14 protein-coding genes are annotated in these 17,409 nt (G+C 61.9%); 6 read left to right on the plus strand and 8 right to left on the minus strand.

The genetic code is table 11. The features are described from left to right. Positions 1-44 precede the first annotated feature (44 nt). Positions 45-695, plus strand: coding sequence for a TlpA family protein disulfide reductase (locus ACYQ2I_RS01905; protein ID WP_460165295.1), 651 nt, complete (start codon positions 45-47; stop codon positions 693-695). 28 nt (positions 696-723) lie between these two features. Beyond that, on the plus strand, positions 724-1,503 hold the full coding sequence (locus ACYQ2I_RS01910; RefSeq protein ID WP_460165296.1) for a ComF family protein: 780 nt from the start codon (positions 724-726) through the stop codon (positions 1,501-1,503). Between the two features lie 41 nt (positions 1,504-1,544). On the opposite strand, the gene ACYQ2I_RS01915 is transcribed toward ACYQ2I_RS01910, so the two are convergent. The 3 genes from ACYQ2I_RS01915 to ACYQ2I_RS01925 all read right to left on the minus strand — a co-directional run bounded on the left by ACYQ2I_RS01915 (position 1,545) and on the right by ACYQ2I_RS01925 (position 4,529). Beyond that, the gene (locus tag ACYQ2I_RS01915) at positions 1,545-2,438 is read right to left on the minus strand and encodes a sugar phosphate isomerase/epimerase family protein (protein WP_460165297.1); all 894 of its coding nucleotides are present in this window, start codon (positions 2,436-2,438) and stop codon (positions 1,545-1,547) included. Between the two features lie 187 nt (positions 2,439-2,625). Then, a complete protein-coding gene (locus tag ACYQ2I_RS01920) occupies positions 2,626-3,186 on the minus strand; it encodes an ammonia-forming cytochrome c nitrite reductase subunit c552 (protein WP_460165298.1) in 561 nt (186 codons plus the stop codon). 125 nt (positions 3,187-3,311) lie between these two features. Next, on the minus strand, positions 3,312-4,529 hold the full coding sequence (locus ACYQ2I_RS01925) for an aldo/keto reductase (RefSeq protein ID WP_460165299.1): 1,218 nt from the start codon (positions 4,527-4,529) through the stop codon (positions 3,312-3,314). A gap of 622 nt (positions 4,530-5,151) precedes the next feature. On the opposite strand from ACYQ2I_RS01925, the gene ACYQ2I_RS01930 reads away from it, so the two are divergent. After that, positions 5,152-5,538, plus strand: coding sequence for a response regulator transcription factor (locus ACYQ2I_RS01930; protein WP_460165300.1), 387 nt, complete (start codon positions 5,152-5,154; stop codon positions 5,536-5,538). A gap of 7 nt (positions 5,539-5,545) precedes the next feature. Continuing rightward, positions 5,546-6,388: a hydrogen peroxide-dependent heme synthase gene (gene hemQ, locus ACYQ2I_RS01935; protein WP_460165301.1), complete on the plus strand. Its 843-nt coding sequence runs from the start codon at positions 5,546-5,548 to the stop codon at positions 6,386-6,388. A 212-nt stretch (positions 6,389-6,600) separates the two neighbouring features. Here hemQ and ACYQ2I_RS01940 read toward each other — a convergent pair whose 3' ends face one another. From ACYQ2I_RS01940 to glgA, 4 genes are all read right to left on the minus strand, one after another. Continuing rightward, positions 6,601-8,769, minus strand: a complete 2,169-nt coding sequence (locus ACYQ2I_RS01940; RefSeq protein WP_460165302.1) for an alpha-amylase/4-alpha-glucanotransferase domain-containing protein — start codon at positions 8,767-8,769, stop codon at positions 6,601-6,603. A 140-nt stretch (positions 8,770-8,909) separates the two neighbouring features. Further along, the gene (galT, locus tag ACYQ2I_RS01945) at positions 8,910-9,908 is read right to left on the minus strand and encodes a galactose-1-phosphate uridylyltransferase (RefSeq protein WP_460165303.1); all 999 of its coding nucleotides are present in this window, start codon (positions 9,906-9,908) and stop codon (positions 8,910-8,912) included. Positions 9,909-9,967: 59 nt separating this feature from the next. After that, entirely contained in the window at positions 9,968-12,163 is a 2,196-nt protein-coding gene (locus ACYQ2I_RS01950) for a glycoside hydrolase family 57 protein (RefSeq protein WP_460165304.1), read from the minus strand. Positions 12,164-12,378: 215 nt separating this feature from the next. Beyond that, positions 12,379-13,857 (minus strand): glycogen synthase GlgA, encoded by a 1,479-nt coding sequence (glgA, locus tag ACYQ2I_RS01955; RefSeq protein ID WP_460165305.1) that lies wholly within the window; start codon positions 13,855-13,857, stop codon positions 12,379-12,381. A gap of 383 nt (positions 13,858-14,240) precedes the next feature. On the opposite strand from glgA, the gene ACYQ2I_RS01960 reads away from it, so the two are divergent. Continuing rightward, a complete protein-coding gene (locus ACYQ2I_RS01960; RefSeq protein ID WP_460165306.1) occupies positions 14,241-14,663 on the plus strand; it encodes a hypothetical protein in 423 nt (140 codons plus the stop codon). Positions 14,664-14,710: 47 nt separating this feature from the next. Beyond that, a complete protein-coding gene (cls, locus tag ACYQ2I_RS01965; RefSeq protein ID WP_460165307.1) occupies positions 14,711-16,165 on the plus strand; it encodes a cardiolipin synthase in 1,455 nt (484 codons plus the stop codon). A gap of 36 nt (positions 16,166-16,201) precedes the next feature. Here cls and dprA read toward each other — a convergent pair whose 3' ends face one another. After that, the gene (gene dprA, locus ACYQ2I_RS01970) at positions 16,202-17,338 is read right to left on the minus strand and encodes a DNA-processing protein DprA (protein ID WP_460165308.1); all 1,137 of its coding nucleotides are present in this window, start codon (positions 17,336-17,338) and stop codon (positions 16,202-16,204) included. Between the last annotated feature and the right edge of the window lie 71 nt (positions 17,339-17,409).

The raw sequence follows: 17,409 nt of genomic DNA on the forward strand, positions 1-17,409 counted from the left end.
CTCTCGGCAATTTCGTATCCCCTCGATTTCACGGGGCAGGACCGGTGCAGGAATACGACGAAACGAACGCTCAAGACGAAACACTCGACACGACCGAGCTGCGGCGGCCTCGGCATTTCGACTGGATCCGCACGGCGGGCATGCTGGCCGTGTTGGGGCTGTTCGCGCTGGTGACGTTGCAATTCACGCCGTTTTGGCCCGCTCCCGAAAATCACGCCGGCGTGGGTGAAAAGCTGCCGGAGATCGATTTGCAACCGTTGACCGGCGAATCGGGCCCCGTATCGACGGGTGACCTTGAAGGCAAAGTCGTGCTGTTGAACTTCTGGGGAACATGGTGTCCGCCGTGCCGACAGGAGGCACCGCACGTCGACGCGTTGTACGAGACCTTCCGCGAGAACGACGGCTTTCGGCTGTTGAGCGTCTCGTGCAGCGGCGACCCCGCCGGTGAGCCCGACGTCGAGACCCTGCGGCAAGAGACGACGGCGTTTCTGCAATCGCAGCAACTATCCTTTCCCACGTTTGCCGACGTAAACGGCAAGACGCGGGCAGCCGTGGCACAAACCGCGGGTTTCGACGGCTATCCGACGACGATCCTCTTGGACGGGCAGGGGATCATCCGCCGCGTGTGGGTCGGCTATTCGCCGGGGGTCGAAAAGCAGATGGAAGCCGCCATCCGCGTGTATCTGGAGCGTTAGCGGCAACCGAAGGATCGGGGCGACAACCATGTTCAAGCTGGCAGGCGATTTCCTTGCCGATCGCTCCCGCCGCCGCTCTCTCGATTTTCTCCCGCGCACGCGTGCGGCTTTTCGATTCGTCGGGCAGGGCCGTTGTGCGTACTGCCGGCGCCGGTTGCCCTCGCCGGGGGTGATATGTGCGCGCTGCCGCAACCGGCTCGCGTACCGTCGCTGGAAATACTGCGTACGTTGCGGCGGCGAAGCGGCCGGAAACGATGCCGACGATCGTGATTGCCGTTGGTGCCGCGGCCGACGATTCGCCTTCGACCGCGTTCGGGCCCTGGGACCGTACAAATACGCGTTGCGAAGGGTGATCCTACGGCTGAAACGTCATCCGCGACCGCGGTTGACTGAGGCGTTGGTCGACTTGTTGCTCGATATGCGCGGCGACGACTTGCGCTGGTTCAGAAGCCGAGTCGTCGTTCCCGTGCCTACGTATCGACCGCGCCGAATGAGACGCTGCGGAATGCTGGCCGATCATCTGGCCGAAACGATCGGCCGCAAGCTGGGTTTGCCGGTAGCGTGGGAGGCGCTGATTCGCATCCGCCCGACGCGAGTGCAGGGAGGCCTGCCTCCCGAGGAACGTTTCGCCAACGTGGCCGGGGCATTCGAAGTGATCGACCGGCAATCGATCGTCGGTCGAGCGGTGCTGTTGGTCGACGACATTCTCACGACCGGAGCCACATGTCACGAGGCGGCTCGTGTGCTGTGTGACGCCGGCGCAACGCGGGTCGATGTCGCCGTCCTCGCCCGCGCCGAAGGCGATTGACGGCGACACCTCTTTCTGCTTGCATGCGGCGCTTCGATCGGTCAGCCGACCGCCTTTTGATAGCAGGCCTTCAGGTAATCACACGATTGCCGCAATGCCTGCGACATGGCGTCCGGCTCGGGCTCGTGGTGCATGAACGGATTGACCGGATAGCGGAAGTCGATCTCGGCCAAGGCCTGCAACCACGGGGTGCAATCGACCGGCCCGATTCCCGGTAGTTGCTGCGTTCCGGCTCCCCGCTGCCAAGCATAGAAGAAAAAGAGTTTCTTGCCTGCGATGCGGATCGCTTCCGGCACGGAACCGTTGTAGCTTTGGATGTGGTAGGGGGCCAACGCCATGCCCAAACGCGGATACTCGGCCGCCGCATCGACGAACGCGCGGATCGAGTCCATCGTGTGCAACAATGCGTTGGCGTGGTTTTCGATCGCGAGGTACGAATCGTACTTTTCGCACAATTCCAAGTCGGGTTTCAGCGATTCGACGAATTTTTTCATCGTCTCGCCCAGCTTGCCCGGTTCGGCGGGGCGGGAGCTTCCGCGGACGGCCACGCCTCCGCCCGCCTTGCCCAGCAGTTCGGCGTACTTGCGGTATCCGCCTACATAGACCGAGAACGCATACAGTTCCAGGCCCGCTGCATCGAGCAACTGTTTGAGCTTTTCGGGCCCCACGCGGGTGAGCACGTCGTCCAAGTGCGGGCATCCGGCATGGGCCGACCAGATGTCGATCGCGTCGAAACCCAGCGCCGCTATCCGCTCGATCGCCTGTTCGATCGGCAGAGACGAGAAATTGATCGACGAGCAAGAGAGCCGCATTTGCCATTTTTTGCCGGCGGCAAAGGCGGGCATGATGCCGGTTCCGGCCAGAACGGCCGCCGTACCGGCGGCGGCGTGAGCGACGAAACGGCGACGCGACAACCGATTGCGATGACGACTCACGGGAATTCCTCCTCAGGTACTTGGTTCATCGGCGAGCGCCGAGACCCGCACGGACCGAAGATGCCCCGCCGCATGCGCGCAGAACCTCCGGGTAACCGGCGACCCCGGCAACTTTGAAAACGATACCTGCCTTGGAATTCGGAAGACGACGCGCCGTCCGGCGGATGACGGCCGGGACGCAAACGCGCTATTCTTTCGGCTGCTCGGGCGGCGGCAACAGCTTGCCCGTATGCTTGTCCCAGCGGACGAGCCGACGCGGCAACCGATGATTGAAATGGCAATCGGTGCAGACGATCTGTTTCGGATCCGTCTTTTCGGGGCACCGTTCCTGCCAGCGAGCGATGACCTTCCGCGCGGCCGCATCATGCTCTTCGTGGCATTCGTGGCACAACTTGTCGACCGCTTCCAGAGGATACATCTTGTCGGGCGGTGTGATGTTGTCCTCGTCGTTGCGGTGATCGTCGGAAGCCCCGTGGCAATCGATGCAGCCGACCCCCTCCCGGCCGTGCTCAAGCACCAACGGCTCTTCTCGATAGTTGCCGTGGCACACGTAGCATGCCGTGTTGTCGACGTTCATCTCGTGTTTGGGGGCTTCGTGCGCCTCGGGCAGCTTTTCGTCGAGGTATCCCTCCAGAGACAACGGGGGAGCGGCCTCGGCGCGGTGCTCGACGGCGTTCCGGCGGCCGAGGAAGGCGAACGCGATCGCCGCCGTAACAAACATCCCCAGAATCAACGTGCGCTTGCTCATGATGTGGTGGACCTCCCGGGGGAAAGCGATTCCGGCGGTCGGAAGGCGAAATCGGGCGCCGCGCACACGCACGGCGCCGCGATGTCTTTCGTCTTCCAGCCATTCGGCGAAAACGACTTCTTACCTCACACGAGGTTCCAGTCGATCAACCAGCGATAGTGATACGGCAGGTTCGCGAAACCGCGCTCGAGCGCGCGATCCAACTCGGCCTGCTCTTGCACGTCGAGCGCCCGACGCTGCAACACGGCCAACGCCACGTTGTCGACCTGTTCGGGCGTGATCATGCCGGGAATCGGGGCCGTGATCACCGGGTTCGTCAAGATGGCCCGGATCGTCAAGCGGGCGATCTTGTTGTCCTCTTCTTCGTGCGGGTTGCCCGGGCTGCTGTCGCCTTGGAAGATCGAACCGCTGGCGAACGGCTTGATCCCGAACCAGGCCACGTCGTGCTGCTGCATCGCGTACCACAGGCTGCTTTCCCACGAGCCGTCGCCGGTGGGAACGATGTGGGCGGCTTTGCCTTCTTCGGTCATTTCGACCTTGGCGCCTTGGAGCTTCGTCTTCGCCGTGTACGGAGTGCAGACGACTTCCAGTTCCTTGGGTGCCGCGGCGATCCACTTCTTGATGTGAGGACGGTCGTGCGACGAAATTCCCGTGAAACGGGCGCGACCGGTCTGCTTCGCCCAGCGCAGCGCCTCGAGCATTTCTTCCATCTGCTGGTCGGTGTGCTGGCTGCTGGTTTCGAAGCAGGTGATCCGCCACACGTCGACGTAGTCGAGTTTGCAGGTGGTCATCCCTTCGTCGAGGGCTTCTTTGAGCTTCTGCGTGATCCAGCCGGGCGGTTTGGGTTGACCGGCCTTTTCGGCATTGAACCACTCGCGGCTGAGCGAACGCATCTCTTTTTGATACCACGAGAAGCCCAGGTACATCTTGTCGCGACGCCCTTTGAGCGCCTTCGAGTACATGATGCACTCTTGCATCGTGCAGGCGTCGATGTAGTTGATCCCGCGTTCGATGCAGCGCGTGACGACGTCGTAACGGTTCTTTTCGAAGTCGGGATCGTCGAGCTTCGCGCTGAGCCAGCTCGAGCCGTCGAACAAGTCATGAACGACCTTGTTCGCCCGCTTCCAGTGACCGCCCAGGCACACCGCCGAAACCATCAGGTTCGTCTTCCCGGCCCGACGATATTCCATCTGCTCGTTGTAGTTGAGGATGTCGTCGGTCTTTTGGTTGTCGGGGTTGCCGGCGTACACGATTCGCTTGGGGACGATTCCCAAGGCCGCACCGGCAGCCGCCGCCGCACCGGTGTACACGAAGTCACGACGCGTGAGGCCTCTGTTTTCCATCGCTTTCTCCTTTTGCTGGAAGACGCCTACGAGGATGGGGTTCCGCCGGTAGGATGCACAACCGCCCGGGGTTTGCGGTTCTCAAGGGTGGGTGACGTTCCGCAGGTCTCACCGACAACCGCCGACTCGACCCTGTTGCAGATGCCGCCTTGCAGCAGCCCTGCTTTCACGATGCAAACGTCATGAAGGCAAGCGACCATTCGTTAATATAGGTTTACCTCGAACTCGACGCACGCGCGAAATCAGTCCGAATCTGCGGAATCAGAAAAAATAGACGGTGTATTTTTCGTTTTTTGTCAGGACTTTTCGCCTTGCCGCGAAAGTGTCTCTTCGAAGAATCACGGTTTTGTATTGAAGTCGCACGCTCGATCACGCTTGCACGGGCGCCCCGACTGGGGCATGATATGTAGTCGATCGCCTGCCGTCGCTCGGCCGGTCGCTCGCCGTTTTCGGTTGGTAGACATCACCCGTCCGGCCGAAGCGGGTATGGAAAGTCGCCGGCGGCTCGGGGGTTCCGAGTCCCGTTTTCGGAGCGAATGCCGAGTTTTCCCTCCTGCCGACGGCCGGGCCGACACGCCGACAAGCAGTTCCCTCCTTTTTCGGAAAAACCGAAGGTGCAACCGTGTCCAACGATTCGGACCAAGCCGCTAAGAAACGGATTCTTCTGGTAGACGACGACGCCGAGATCATCGAGTCGATGCGCATGGCCCTCGAGGCGATGGGCTACGAAATTCTCGTCGCCCGCGACGGCAATCAAGGACTGGCCATGGTCGATCGGGAGCGGCCCGATCTTGTCATCCTCGATATGATGATGCCGAAGCGAAGCGGTTTCTTGGTGTTGGAACGTTTGCGGCAAAGTCAGGCCTTTCCGATGCGGGTGATCATGATCACCGCCAACGAGGGCAGTCGGCACAAGGCCTATGCCGAAATGCTCGGTGTCGACGACTATATCCGCAAGCCTTTCCCTATGGACCGCCTGATCGACAGCGTGAATCGACTATTATCGTGAGCCGGTGATGCATCCACGTCCCCAGGAAGGTCCTCGTCCCGAAATCTCCCTTGTGCCCGAGCAGGGACTTCACTGCCTGCATAGCTTTTATCGGATCGACCGGCGGATATCGTCCGGCCTCGATTCGGCGACACTTGCCGCCGCCAAGGAAGCCTTTTGCGAGATCCTGACGCCCGGCAGCGGCGGAACGCCCGAACGGTTCCAGGCCTTCATCGTCGCCGGGCAGAAGGCCGATTTCGGCTTCATGGCGTTGGGGCCCGACCCGCTGGCGTTGGACGGCATTCACCAGCGACTGTCGGCCTCGCCGTTGGGACCGGCGTTGGTTCCCTGTGGGTCGTTCGTTTCGCTCACCGAAGTCTCCGAGTACGTTCCCACCCGCGAGCGCTACGCCGAAATGCTCGAGGCCGAAGGCCTTTGCCCCAAAGGCGAAGAGTTTCAGCAGCGGATGGCCCAATACGAACGGCGGCTGGAGATCATGATCCGGCAGCGGTTGACGCCCGATTTGCCCGCCTGGCCCGCCATGTGCTTCTACCCCATGAACAAGCGCCGTCGGGGCGATGCCAACTGGTTTTTGCTGCCGTTCGACGAGCGGGAGCGGCTGATGGGCGAGCACGGACGTTCGGGGATGGAGTTTGCCGGTCGGGTCACGCAGTTGGTGACGGTCGGCATCGGGCTGGAAGATTGGGAGTGGGGGGTCACGCTTTGGGCGCGGAACCCGCAGTTCTTGCGCGACATCGTCTACCGCATGCGATTCGACGAGGCCAGCGCCCGCTACGCCGACTTCGGCCCCTTCTACACCGCCTACCAGGCAGAACCGTCGGCGATCCTTTCGCACCTGCATTTGGCGTAAGACACGCCCTCGCATTTCGGCAGCCGCACAAACGCCCCCCGGCCTTTGCAGGCTTTGCGCGGGACCGGCGCGCAAGACAAACCCCCGGCTTCGGCCGGGGGTTTTCCGAGAGGACTCCTTCCTCCGTCGGCTGTCGGGTATTTCGGCTTCCGACGCGTATTACGATGTGGCACCGCCGGTCGGCAACGTGCCGATCGGGCGACGACTGCCGATCAGCAGCTCATCGCCGGTTCTCGATATTCGGCCGGGGCCTGTAGCAGGGCCTCGGCCCGGTCGATATGCAAGTGCATGCAAACGGTCCACGTGCCCGAGGCGTCCCCTTGAACCAGCCAGTGCGGTTGGACGACGACCGATTGATGGACCAGCTCGAAACCGCCCTCCGATTGACTGACGCTTTCGACCGGGAAGGTCCAAAAACCGCCGGGCTGCGACATCCGCAACTTGACGCCGAAACCTTGCCACCGGTCGACAAGGCCCAGCTCGGTGCTGTCGTACAGATCGAGACGCGAGCCCAAGTCGCCCAGCGATTGGCCGTAACCGTCGAAGAAGAACCGGTCGTCGGCTCCGGCGGGCATGCCCGCGAAATTGAACTCGACGGCGAAATGCAGCGGGAAATCTTGCGGCAGGTTCTCCAGGCGATAGGCGATTTCGAGCAGGGATTTTCCGGCTTCGAGCGTGACTGCCTTGATCACCCGCACCGGTCGACCGTCGACTCGACCTTCGCGCGAGAGCAGCACGCGGATGCGATCGGGATTGCGCTGGATCTTGGCCTCGTAAGGCTGATCCACGAAATCGCCGTGAATCGTCGCCTCGCCGGCCGCGACCGCATCGAGCGAGGTTTCGAGCGAATAGAACAAATCGATCAGGCTCTTGCGTTGGTAGCGATCGTAGCAGATCCGGCGATCGAGACCCTCTTGCTTGAAAACGACGCGATCATGGATGCTCGCGCAACCCTCGTGTTGTTGGTGGGCTCCGGCCAGCACTTTGGCGTGGTAAGCTTCGGGCCGACGCGTCATCGTCGCCAGCAGGTTGTGCTCGAACTGTCGCAGGTCGAGTTCGTACATGCGGCCGCCGAATCGCGGCTCGATCCACGCCGCGAGCCGGTCGTTGGCAAGACACACTTCTTGACGGCCGTCGAAGTTGAAATCGGCGGCGTCGGCGTCAATCCAGGGGCCGTCGCCGCGCTCGAGCCGTTCCAGGGCGTTGTCGGCGCGGATCAAGTGCCGGTAGATCGCGTTCCGCAGGTGCGGCAGGTAGATGCCTCCGAAGGCCCCGTGCCAGTACGGGCAATTGCATTGTCCACGATACAAATCGTCGCGGATCTGTTCCAATGCCGCGTCGGATCGCTGCGATGCCGACGCGCGATAGCGACGGCTGACACCCATCATGCGGGTGTACATCTCGTCGGCTTCGCTGTATTTCGCGCGGAAGTTGCGCCAGAAACCGCCGCGCAGGGCCTCGCGGATTTCGCCCCAGCGGGGATCGTGTTCCATTTGCCGGGCCAGCGATTCGCGCCGTTGTTGTTTTTCGACCGGCAAGGCCCACTCGGTCATTTCGCGGTAGCTGCAATCGGGCAGGTAGATTTTGCCCGCCGGTTCGACGTGGTCGTAGGCTTCGGCCAAGGTGGTCGTACTGAGCCAATCGCGGTTGGCGTCGAGGGCGTCGAAGAAGCGCTCCAGCCAACGATCTTCGTAGACGTGTTTTTTCGTGTCGGGCCAGGTGCCGAACTTTTCGCCGTCGTCGCCGAAGACGACCACCGCCTGCGGATCGCGCTCGGCCGTCTCGCGCAGGTAGTCGATGGTCGCCTGCGGATCGGCAAAGGGAATCGTGTAGCGCAGCCGCTCGCTGCCGGGGAAGACCGCCATCACGCGGCCGTCGTCTTCCGTCGTGAAGTGGCGGGTGAGTTGCGAGTCGTCCAATCCGGCGGCCTTGAAGTGATAGTCGTCCAATAGCGTGTATTCGATGCCGGCTTCGACGAGGTCGCGGACGTAGCTTTGTTCCCACACGCGCTCGGGCATCCACATACCGCGAACCCGGGCGTCGAGACGGTTTTCGAGCCACTGGCGATAGCGACGAATTTGGCCGATGCGGTCGGCCGAAGGGATCATCGCCAAGATCGGCTCGAAGAAGGGGCCGCCGACGATTTCGACGCGACCGGCACGAACGAGTTCCCGAAGTTGATCCAGGTAGCCCGGATGATGCCGGTCGAGCCACTCCATCAACGGGCCGCTGGTGTGGAGGGCGATCTTCAGGTTCTCGTAGCGGGAAAAGACCTCGAGGAAGGGCCGGTAGCTGTCTTCGTAGGCCTGTTGGAAGATGTGATCGAAATTGCCGACGGGTTGGTGGTTGTGAAGCAGGAGAACAAGGCGGATCTGACTCATGGCGGCAAACTACCCGACAGAACATAGCGACTGATTGCCCACTCCCGGAACTCCTCCGGAAGTCCCATTTGTTTCTTTGATCGGCAATCGTTCGCTAGTTTGTCCAGTTTACCAAGCCGAAATATCTTGCCTTGTTTTTCTTACTGCTCGACTTCGCGGAGAAACTTTGCGGCATCTTCGGGATAGACCGGGTTGATGTAGAATCCGGTTCCCCATTCGAAGCCGGCCGGTCGGGTCAAGCTGGGCATGATCTCGATATGCCAGTGGTAGTGTCCCAGCTCTTGCGCGTCGAACGGCGCCGTGTGGATGATGTAGTTGTACGCCGGTTGATCGAGCGCCGCTTCGATCTTGCCGATCACGGTCCGCATGACTTGGGCCAATTCGGCGACACCGTTGCGCTGGATGTTTTCGAAGTGGCTCGAATGGACCTTGGGCAAGATCCACGTTTCGAAGGGAAAGCGTGCGGCAAACGGGCAAAAGGCCAAGTAGCCCGGCGTATCGAGGACGACCCGTTTTTCGGTCGCCAGCTCTTGTTGGATCATGTCGCAAAAGATGCATCGCCCGCGAAAGTTGTAGAAGTCGAGCGATCCGGTCATTTCTTCCCGCACGTTGATCGGCACGATCGGCGTGACGATCAACTGGCTGTGGGTGTGTTCGAGGGACGCTCCGGCGGCGGCTCCCACGTTCTTGAAGATCATCCCGTACACCAGTCGCGAATCGCGTTTCAAATCGACGAGGCGATCGCGATAGACCCACAAGACCTCTTGTAGTTCTTCGGGCGAGAGTTGGCTGGTGGAGTAGAGGTGCTTGGGCGATTCGATGATGACCTCGTGTGCGCCGACGCCGCGCATCATGTCGTAGATGCCTTCCCCGCGTTTGTTGAGATCGCCTTCGATCTCCAGGGCGGGAAACTTGTTGGGCACCACGCGCACCCGCCAGCCGGGACCGTTCCGTTGGCTGTTCGGATTGCGGTACGCGATGATCTCGTTGGGAGTTTTGTCTTCGTGGCCTTCGCAGAACGGGCAGAAGCGTTCCTTGGCCAAACGGGGCGTCGATTCGAAGTCGTGCGGTCGCCGCGCGCGGTTCTTGGCGATGATCACCCAGCGGTTGACGACCGGGTCTTTTCGGAAGTCGGGCATATCTTCACGTTCCGTTCACGTATCGTGCCATATTCATCGGGCGGGCCGAAGCCTCGCGGTCAGACCTGCCACATAATCATTTCGTAGTCGGGCGAGGGGACGGTCGTTTCGATCGCACCTTCGTGCGGAAGGCGTTCGATCGCCTGCCCGTCGTGCAACAGCTCGACGCAAAACTGAAGCGGATCGTCGGTATTCAAGTTCAGATCGCTCAAGCGAATCGCCAATTCGAGGATGCGATCGGCGGCGGCTGTGATCTTGGCGCGTTTGCGCGGTTTGCCTTTGCGGACGATTTCGGCCGGACACTCGCCCGTCCACGGCGGATAGATCATCACCTGGTAGTCTTCGGGTCGATAGAAGTGAAGCCGAACGGCATCCACTTCCCGCAACGCATCCATCATGCGATCGGTCGACGGATCCAACCGTAGGTAGAAATTCTCGGCGTCGAACCCGAAGTACAGGTCGCTGATCCGGGTGCGATGGGTCATCGTCATGGTGCCGCGGGCGCCGCGGCTCTCGTAGCGACCGGCGTTGATCCACTCGAAATAACTGTGTTTGCCGTCGACCTTCACTCGCAACAAACCCGTCGGCTGTGTGTGCACCCGATGGGCCAAGCCCAGGCTGACCGGCTTGGCCAATTCGGCGGGCGGTTCTTCGCCCAACAATAGGTAAACATTTTGCAGGTGCTTGCGGAACAAGCGATCGAACAGGTCTTTTTGGGCGGTCACGTGTGAATCGCCGAACCACCAATACCAGTCGCTTCCTTCGGCGATGTACAGCTCTTCCCACGCCTGTTTGACCAACTTCGGGTCGATCGGCTTCGCTTTGACGATGCGCACCAGATCGCTGCGGGTTTGATGGACCAGGTCCCAAGCCCGGTTGCATTCGGGATGGCCGATCCAAATTGCGAAGTTGTGTTGGATCCAACTACCGGCGAACAGGTTGCGAATGCGATCGGTCGCCGGGAAATTGTCGAGATAATCGCCGATCCGCACGGGCGAAATCTGCGGATGGTCCAGCACTCGCCGGTACAATTCGCGCAAGAAATCGACGCCGCCGTTGGCGTAATATTCCCAGCAGTTTTCACCGTCGAGCGTGATATTCACCAGCGTCGGACGTTGCCTCGCCTGCGATACCGTCGCTCGGCCGATGTCTTCCAGTCGCCCGATCAAGTCGGTCGCGGCGTGCATCGGGTCGAACCGCTGATAGTGGAACCCGATCTGGTCGCTCAAAGCGTGATCGCGAAAGACGATTTGCAGTTCACGACCGTCGTCGGCGACGCGCCAGGGCCGGTAGAGCATTTCGGGATTGCGCAAATAGCCGCTTTCGTTGCGGGAAACCCAACCGTCGGTCGAAGCGGTAAGGATTTCTTCGTCGGTGGCGATCCACTGGATGCCGGATTCGGCGATTGCCCGGATGATCGCCTGGCACACCGAGCCTTCCGAAGGCCACATGCCGCGCGGCGGAGCGCCGAACACTTCGGTGTGATATTCGACGGCCGATTGCAAGTGCGCGGCGACGTCTTCCGGATACCCGTCGAGGTGCTGGGGCAAAGGCACGTCCGGCATCGCCTGACGGGCAAGGCGCTTGTCCCAAAGCAGCGGCAATATCGGATGATAAAACGGCGTGGTCGTGATTTCGATCTGGCCCCGCTCGGCCAGTTTCTTGTGCAGCGGAATGACCTCCGACAAAAGCGCCATCTGCCGATCGAGCAGCCAAAGCTTTTCGTCTTCGGACCATCCCCGCCCCTTCTTGCGGAACTCGGCCAGTTCGGGATCGCGTTCGAACGCAACCGGGTGGACCCATGCCAGGTTCGCCCAGCACTGCAAGTCGAGCAGGTCGCGCCGGGTGAATCGTTTTGCCGCTTGTTGCGCCGTGTCGATGCCGAAGCCGCGCTTTTCGTACAGTTCGTTGTACCGCGGAAAGGGGCGGATCATGCGGTCGACGTGCACCATGAAGAAGTTGTCGAGCAGGTAGACGACATCTTCCTGGGTCAGGCCGTCGGCCGGCTTGGCCGACACGTCGAAGTGCCGGTCGCGGCGGCCGTCTTCGGTGTACGCGCGGATTTGCTTGAGCAGGCTGGGCACGAGGTTGATCGTGCAGCGCATCTCGGGGAATTCATCGAGAATGGCCGCCATGCCCCAGTAGTCTTTGACGCCGTGCAGCCGAACCCAGGGCATGGGGTTTTCATTCCCGACGTCGTCGGGATAGTACGGCTGATGCTGGTGCCAAAAAAAGGCGAGTGCGATATCGTGCATGGGCGAATGGTCGTCCGTCTCGGAATGGTCTCGAACCGGCCCAAAAGGTGCGGATTGAGCGAAATGTGCGGGTCGTGAAAAACGGGCAAACGGCCCGTGCCTCATTCTATGCCTTCTCGCACGGCGGAGCTACCGCCGCGTTTCGAAAAGCATGCCCTGTTCCGGCCCCGTTTCGCGTCAGCGGCCTCGTATCGCTTGGCAGGAATCCGCGAGCGTCAGGCGTTTCCGCGACGTGCGCGGGTTCGTTCGTAGAGTTCTTCATATTGGCGGGCGGAACGGTCCCACGACCAGTCTTGCCGCATGCCGACGGCCACAATGCGGTCCCACACGTCGGGATTGTGGTACGCTTCGATCGCCCGGTGCAGCGCCTCGTTCATCGCGTACACTTCCGGCACGTGGAACACGAAACCATTCGCCGAACCGGCCGCCAGCGTCGCCTCGTTCGTGTCGGTGATGGTGTCGGCCAGGCCGCCGGTCTCGTGAACGATCGGGACGGTTCCGTACTTCAGCGAGTACATTTGCGTCAGTCCGCACGGTTCGAACCGGCTGGGCATCAGGAACATGTCGCTGCCGGCGATGATCTGGTGGGCCATCTGTTCCGAGCGTTCCACACGCACCGCCACCCGATCGGGATGTCGCTCCGCCAGGCCGCGGAACCGGTCCTGCAAGCCGGGATCGCCGGCGCCCAAAATCACCCATTGGGCCTCGAAAGCGTCAATGTGGGTTTCAAGCAGATCGGCGACCAGGTCGAAGCCCTTTTGTTCAGCCAGCCGCCCGATCATGCCGATAAGAGGTACTCGCTCATGGCAGGGCAGCCCGACGGCCTCTTGCAGCGCCCGTTTGCATTGCGGCTTGCCCCAGCGGACGTTTTCCGGTCCGTAGTTCACCGCGATCAACTTGTCGACGTCGGGGTTCCAGATTTCGTAGTCGACACCGTTGAGGATGCCGAACAAGTCGTCGTGACGTTCGCGCAGGATGCCGTCGAGACCGTACCCGAACTCGGGTGTTTGAATCTCTTGCGCGTACCGGGGGCTGACGGTCGTAATGGCGTCGGCGAAAACGAACCCGGTCTTGAGCAGGTTCAACTTGCCGTAGAACTCCATCTGACGCCAATTGAAATACTTCCAATCGAGGCCGGTCAACAACATGTCCCAATGCCAGAACTGTCCCTGGTAGGCCATGTTGTGGACGGTGAAGATCGACGCGGCGTTTTGGTATTGGGGCATCGCACCGTATTCGATCTTCAAGTAGGCAGGCACCAGCCCCGTTTGCCAGTCGTTTGCGTGGATGATGTCGGGACGCAAGTCGAGCAGACGAATCGACTCCATCACACCGCGCGAAAGAAACACGAACCGCTCGCAATTGTCGCCGTAATCTTGCCCGTTGAAGCTGTACAGCTCTTCGCGGTCGTAGTAGTAGTCTTGCCGAATGAGGATGAACGAGACGGGCAAGTGAGGATGGACGCTCTCCAGCAGATGGCCCGAAACCGTCTTGCTGCCCACTTGCACGATGAACTCGATTCCCAGCGGTCGGATAGGCATCCCGCACAGGTGCGCATGCCGATACGCCGGTAAGACGACCGTTACCTGGTGTCCTCGTCGCGCCAACGCCAACGGCAACGTGCCCGAAACGTCCGCCAAACCGCCGGTTTTCGCAAAGGGTACCGCCTCGCTGGTGGCAAACACGATCTTCACAGTTGCATCTCCCCCGGAAAGGCGCAAAAGTCGCCGCATATACTGCCCAGTCTTCCTGGTTTATCGGTCGCCGGGCGAAGCTTTTCGGGAATCAATTGTCGAAAAAGTTTGTCTATGTTGCCTGGATTGTGCGGTAGAGGGGTCTGTTTTGCTGCTTGTACCCCTGTCGCGGGACGAATGCAGTGCAACGGTCGGCGCGGATATGTCGAGCATAGGGATTTCACCTTGTATTGTAGAGGGGGAAGGCGCCTTCCTCGCAGTGCGAGAGGGGGATTGCTCTGCCCGCGGCGTATGCTGAAATGGACGAAGGTCCTTTTCTTCCGACCGGCGGGGGATCTCGGGCGGTCGGGCCTTGTGAAGAAGCGAAAGCAGTGAGTCGTTTCATGACGAAAGATATGCGCTCGATCGATCGGAAGAATCGCCCGGCGAAACGCGTGCGCTGGGCCGTGCTTGCGGCGGCTTCGGCAATCGTTCTGGCGGGATGCACTTCCCGACCGGCCGAAGGCGACAACTCGTCCGGCGACCGACCCGCGGTCGAGGAAACGACGAAGCGGGAACCTCCCGTGATTCGCGTGGAGGGGGGCATCAATCCCATTCCCGAAGGCTGGCATTTCTCGGCGGAAAATCTCGAGGCCTCGAGGACGGCGAACACGGGCGATCGCGACGACTGGCCCAACTTCGGCGTGCCCGCCGAGATCACGATCGAGCCGCCGCCCTTGCCCACGGAAGATGCCTCCGCAACCGAAGACGCCGAAACGCCCTCCGGCGATCCGGCCGAAAACGTGCCCTCCGCAGAGGCTCCTTGATCGTTCGGTAGGTGTGGTCGATCGGTCGCAGGAACAAGGGCCGGCACATGACCTGGGAACACTGGGCGGCGATTCACGAGTTGTCGAAGTGGTTGATCTGCCTGGTGATGTGGCCGATCGTCGTCCTTCGAAAAGAACGTCCCGCCACGGCGCTGGCCTGGCTGGCGCTCATCTTTCTCGCCCCGTGGCCGGGGGTGATTCTCTATCTGCTGATCGGCGAAAACCGTTTGGGCCGCCGTCGTCTGGCACGTCGGCGGGCGACGCGTCCGAACTTGGAAACCCCTGAACAGGCGTTCGACCGCGAGTTACTCGTGCCGGATCACGCCGTCGGCTCGAACATGGCCGTGGCCGCCGAATACGAAGAGAGCCTGGCCCGATTGGTCTGCAACCTGGGCGGTCCGGAGCCGTGCCGGGGCAATCGCGTCACCTTTCTGGCCGATGCCGAACTGGTAATCGACCGACTGATCGCAGACATCGACGCGGCTGAAGATCACGTCCATTTGTTGTTCTTCATCTTTCGCGACGACGATGTCGGTCGCAGGGTCGCCGAAGCGCTCGTCCGCGCGAAACAGCGGGGGGCGACCTGCCGCGTGCTGGCCGACGGGGTGGGATCGCGTCGCATGTTCCGCACGCTCGGCCGTTGGATGCGCGCGCACGGCGTCGAGGTGCATCCCATTCTTCCGGTGCGGATCTACCGATTGCCGTTCGCCCGCCTGGACCTGCGCGATCACCGCAAACTGGCGGTCGTCGACGGCCGAACGGCCTACGTGGGTTCGCAAAACATCGTAACCCCCGACTACGGCCATCCGAAGGCGGGCTCCTGGCGCGACGTGACGGCGCGGGTTCACGGGCCGATCGTGTTGCAACTGCAATCGTTGTTTACCGAGGCGTGGTACCACGAGACGGGCGAACTGTTGGATCGACCCGACTTGTTTCCGCCCGCCGCCCGCGAAGGCGAGACCGTCTTGCAGTTGGTGCCCAGCGGACCGGATCAATCGGTGAGCGAGTTTCGCGACGCGTTGGTGAACGTGCTCTTTTCCGCCCGCAAACAAATCACGATCACTTCACCCTATTTCGTTCCCGACGACGCCGCCATGCTGGCGTTGCGATTGGCGGCCGCCCGCGGCGTCGAAGTGAACCTGGTCACACCGCGGCGCACCGATCATCCGCTGGTCGATACGGCCTCGCGGTATTACTGGGAACGGCTGCATCGTGAGGGCGTGAACGTGTACCTTCATCACGAAGGCATGTTGCACGCGAAGACGTTGACCGTCGACGGGGTGATGGGGATGTTCGGCTCGGGAAACTACGACATCCGGTCCTTCGAGTTGAACTTCGAGCTGAACGTGATCGTTCACTCGGCTGCGTGCGTCGAAGAACTCGTGCGGTTGCAACGTCGCTACATGGCGCAGGCACGGAAGACGACCGACGCCGACCTGGAACGACGTTTTGCACGGCGTGTGGCGATTCACACGGCGAAGCTGGCGGCACCGCTGTTGTAGCCCGAAAAGGCCCGTTCCTTGCCGCGGAAAACGTCGTCAGCGCCGAGCAACGGTCGTCCCGCCCGTTCGTTTCACCAAGCGGCGCATCTCGAGCATGCTCAAGGTGGCGAGCACCTGGTGAGCCTCGAGACCGCTGCGGGCGATGACCTCGTCGATTTGCGTCGGTGTCGCCTGGACCGCGGCCAACACTTTCGTTTCGGCGGCGTTCAATTGCAACTCGGCAGGATTCCGAATCGAGGGTGTGTCTTCGTCGTGCGGTGATGTTGCCGCCGGCGTTTCGCCGAGGAGCGGTTCGGGCAACGGTCCCAAGGCGTTCAGCACGTCGTCGGCCGACTCGACCAGGTGTGCGCCGTCGCGGATCAGCGCGTGGCACCCCTTGGCGTGCGGACGATCGATGCGGCCCGGAACGGCGAACACTTCGCGGTTTTGTTCGGTCGCGTGTCGCGCCGTGATGAGCGCGCCGCTGCGTGCGCCGGCCTCGACGACGATGGTGCCCAGCGTCATACCGCTGATGATGCGGTTCCGCCGCGGAAAGTTGCCGGCTTGCGGAGCCGTCCGCAGGGGCATCTCGCTGACGACCGCCCCGCAGCGGGCGACTTCGTCGGCCAGCCCGCGGTGCTCGGGAGGATAGACGTTCAACACGCCGCTGCCCAAGACGGCGATCGTGCGGCCGCCCGCTTCGATCGCCCCGCGATGCGCCGCAGCGTCGATGCCGCGAGCCAATCCGCTGACGATCGTCATTCCCCGCCGGGCGAGTGTCGCGGCAAGATTTTTGGCCACGCTCAGGCCGTACTGCGACGCCTGTCGCGTTCCCACGACGGCGATCGCCAGGCGATCCTGCGGCAAGATTTCGCCCCGCACGAACAACACCGCCGGCGGCGTCGCCGTCTCGCGGAGCAACGGAGGATACTGCGGGTCGAGCTCGGTCACGACTCGCACGGCGTTGCGGCGACAGTCGGCCAGCAAGGCGTGCACCTCCTCGACCGAGGGCGCTTCACGAATCCGCCGTGCCAATTTGGTCCCGATTCCCTGGACCTGTACCAGTTCGTCGGTCGATGCGCGCAAGACCGCCTCGCACGATTCGAAGCGGGCCAAAAGCAATTGCCGCAGTCGCGGGCCGACGCCGTCCACCAGTGCCAGCCGCAGCAACGAGACAAGTTCCTGTTCGTCCATCGTGTTGCCCCGAGTCTTCCCCGAGCAAGGCGGGGGAGATACCTTTCCTGCCGACCGCCGGGGCACCAGCG

The organism is Thermostilla marina (assembly GCF_054657455.1).

Bases quoted from the DNA above. Each gene is read 5' to 3' on its own strand.
- ACYQ2I_RS01910 (WP_460165296.1), top strand. From the start codon at position 724: ATGTTCAAGCTGGCAGGCGATTTCCTTGCCGATCGCTCCCGCCGCCGC.
- ACYQ2I_RS01920 (WP_460165298.1), bottom strand. From the start codon at position 3,186: ATGAGCAAGCGCACGTTGATTCTGGGGATGTTTGTTACGGCGGCGATC.
- ACYQ2I_RS01925 (WP_460165299.1), bottom strand. From the start codon at position 4,529: ATGGAAAACAGAGGCCTCACGCGTCGTGACTTCGTGTACACCGGTGCG.
- hemQ (WP_460165301.1), top strand. From the start codon at position 5,546: ATGCATCCACGTCCCCAGGAAGGTCCTCGTCCCGAAATCTCCCTTGTG.
- ACYQ2I_RS01940 (WP_460165302.1), bottom strand. From the start codon at position 8,769: ATGAGTCAGATCCGCCTTGTTCTCCTGCTTCACAACCACCAACCCGTC.
- galT (WP_460165303.1), bottom strand. From the start codon at position 9,908: ATGCCCGACTTCCGAAAAGACCCGGTCGTCAACCGCTGGGTGATCATC.
- ACYQ2I_RS01950 (WP_460165304.1), bottom strand. From the start codon at position 12,163: ATGCACGATATCGCACTCGCCTTTTTTTGGCACCAGCATCAGCCGTAC.
- ACYQ2I_RS01960 (WP_460165306.1), top strand. From the start codon at position 14,241: ATGACGAAAGATATGCGCTCGATCGATCGGAAGAATCGCCCGGCGAAA.
- cls (WP_460165307.1), top strand. From the start codon at position 14,711: ATGACCTGGGAACACTGGGCGGCGATTCACGAGTTGTCGAAGTGGTTG.
- dprA (WP_460165308.1), bottom strand. From the start codon at position 17,338: ATGGACGAACAGGAACTTGTCTCGTTGCTGCGGCTGGCACTGGTGGAC.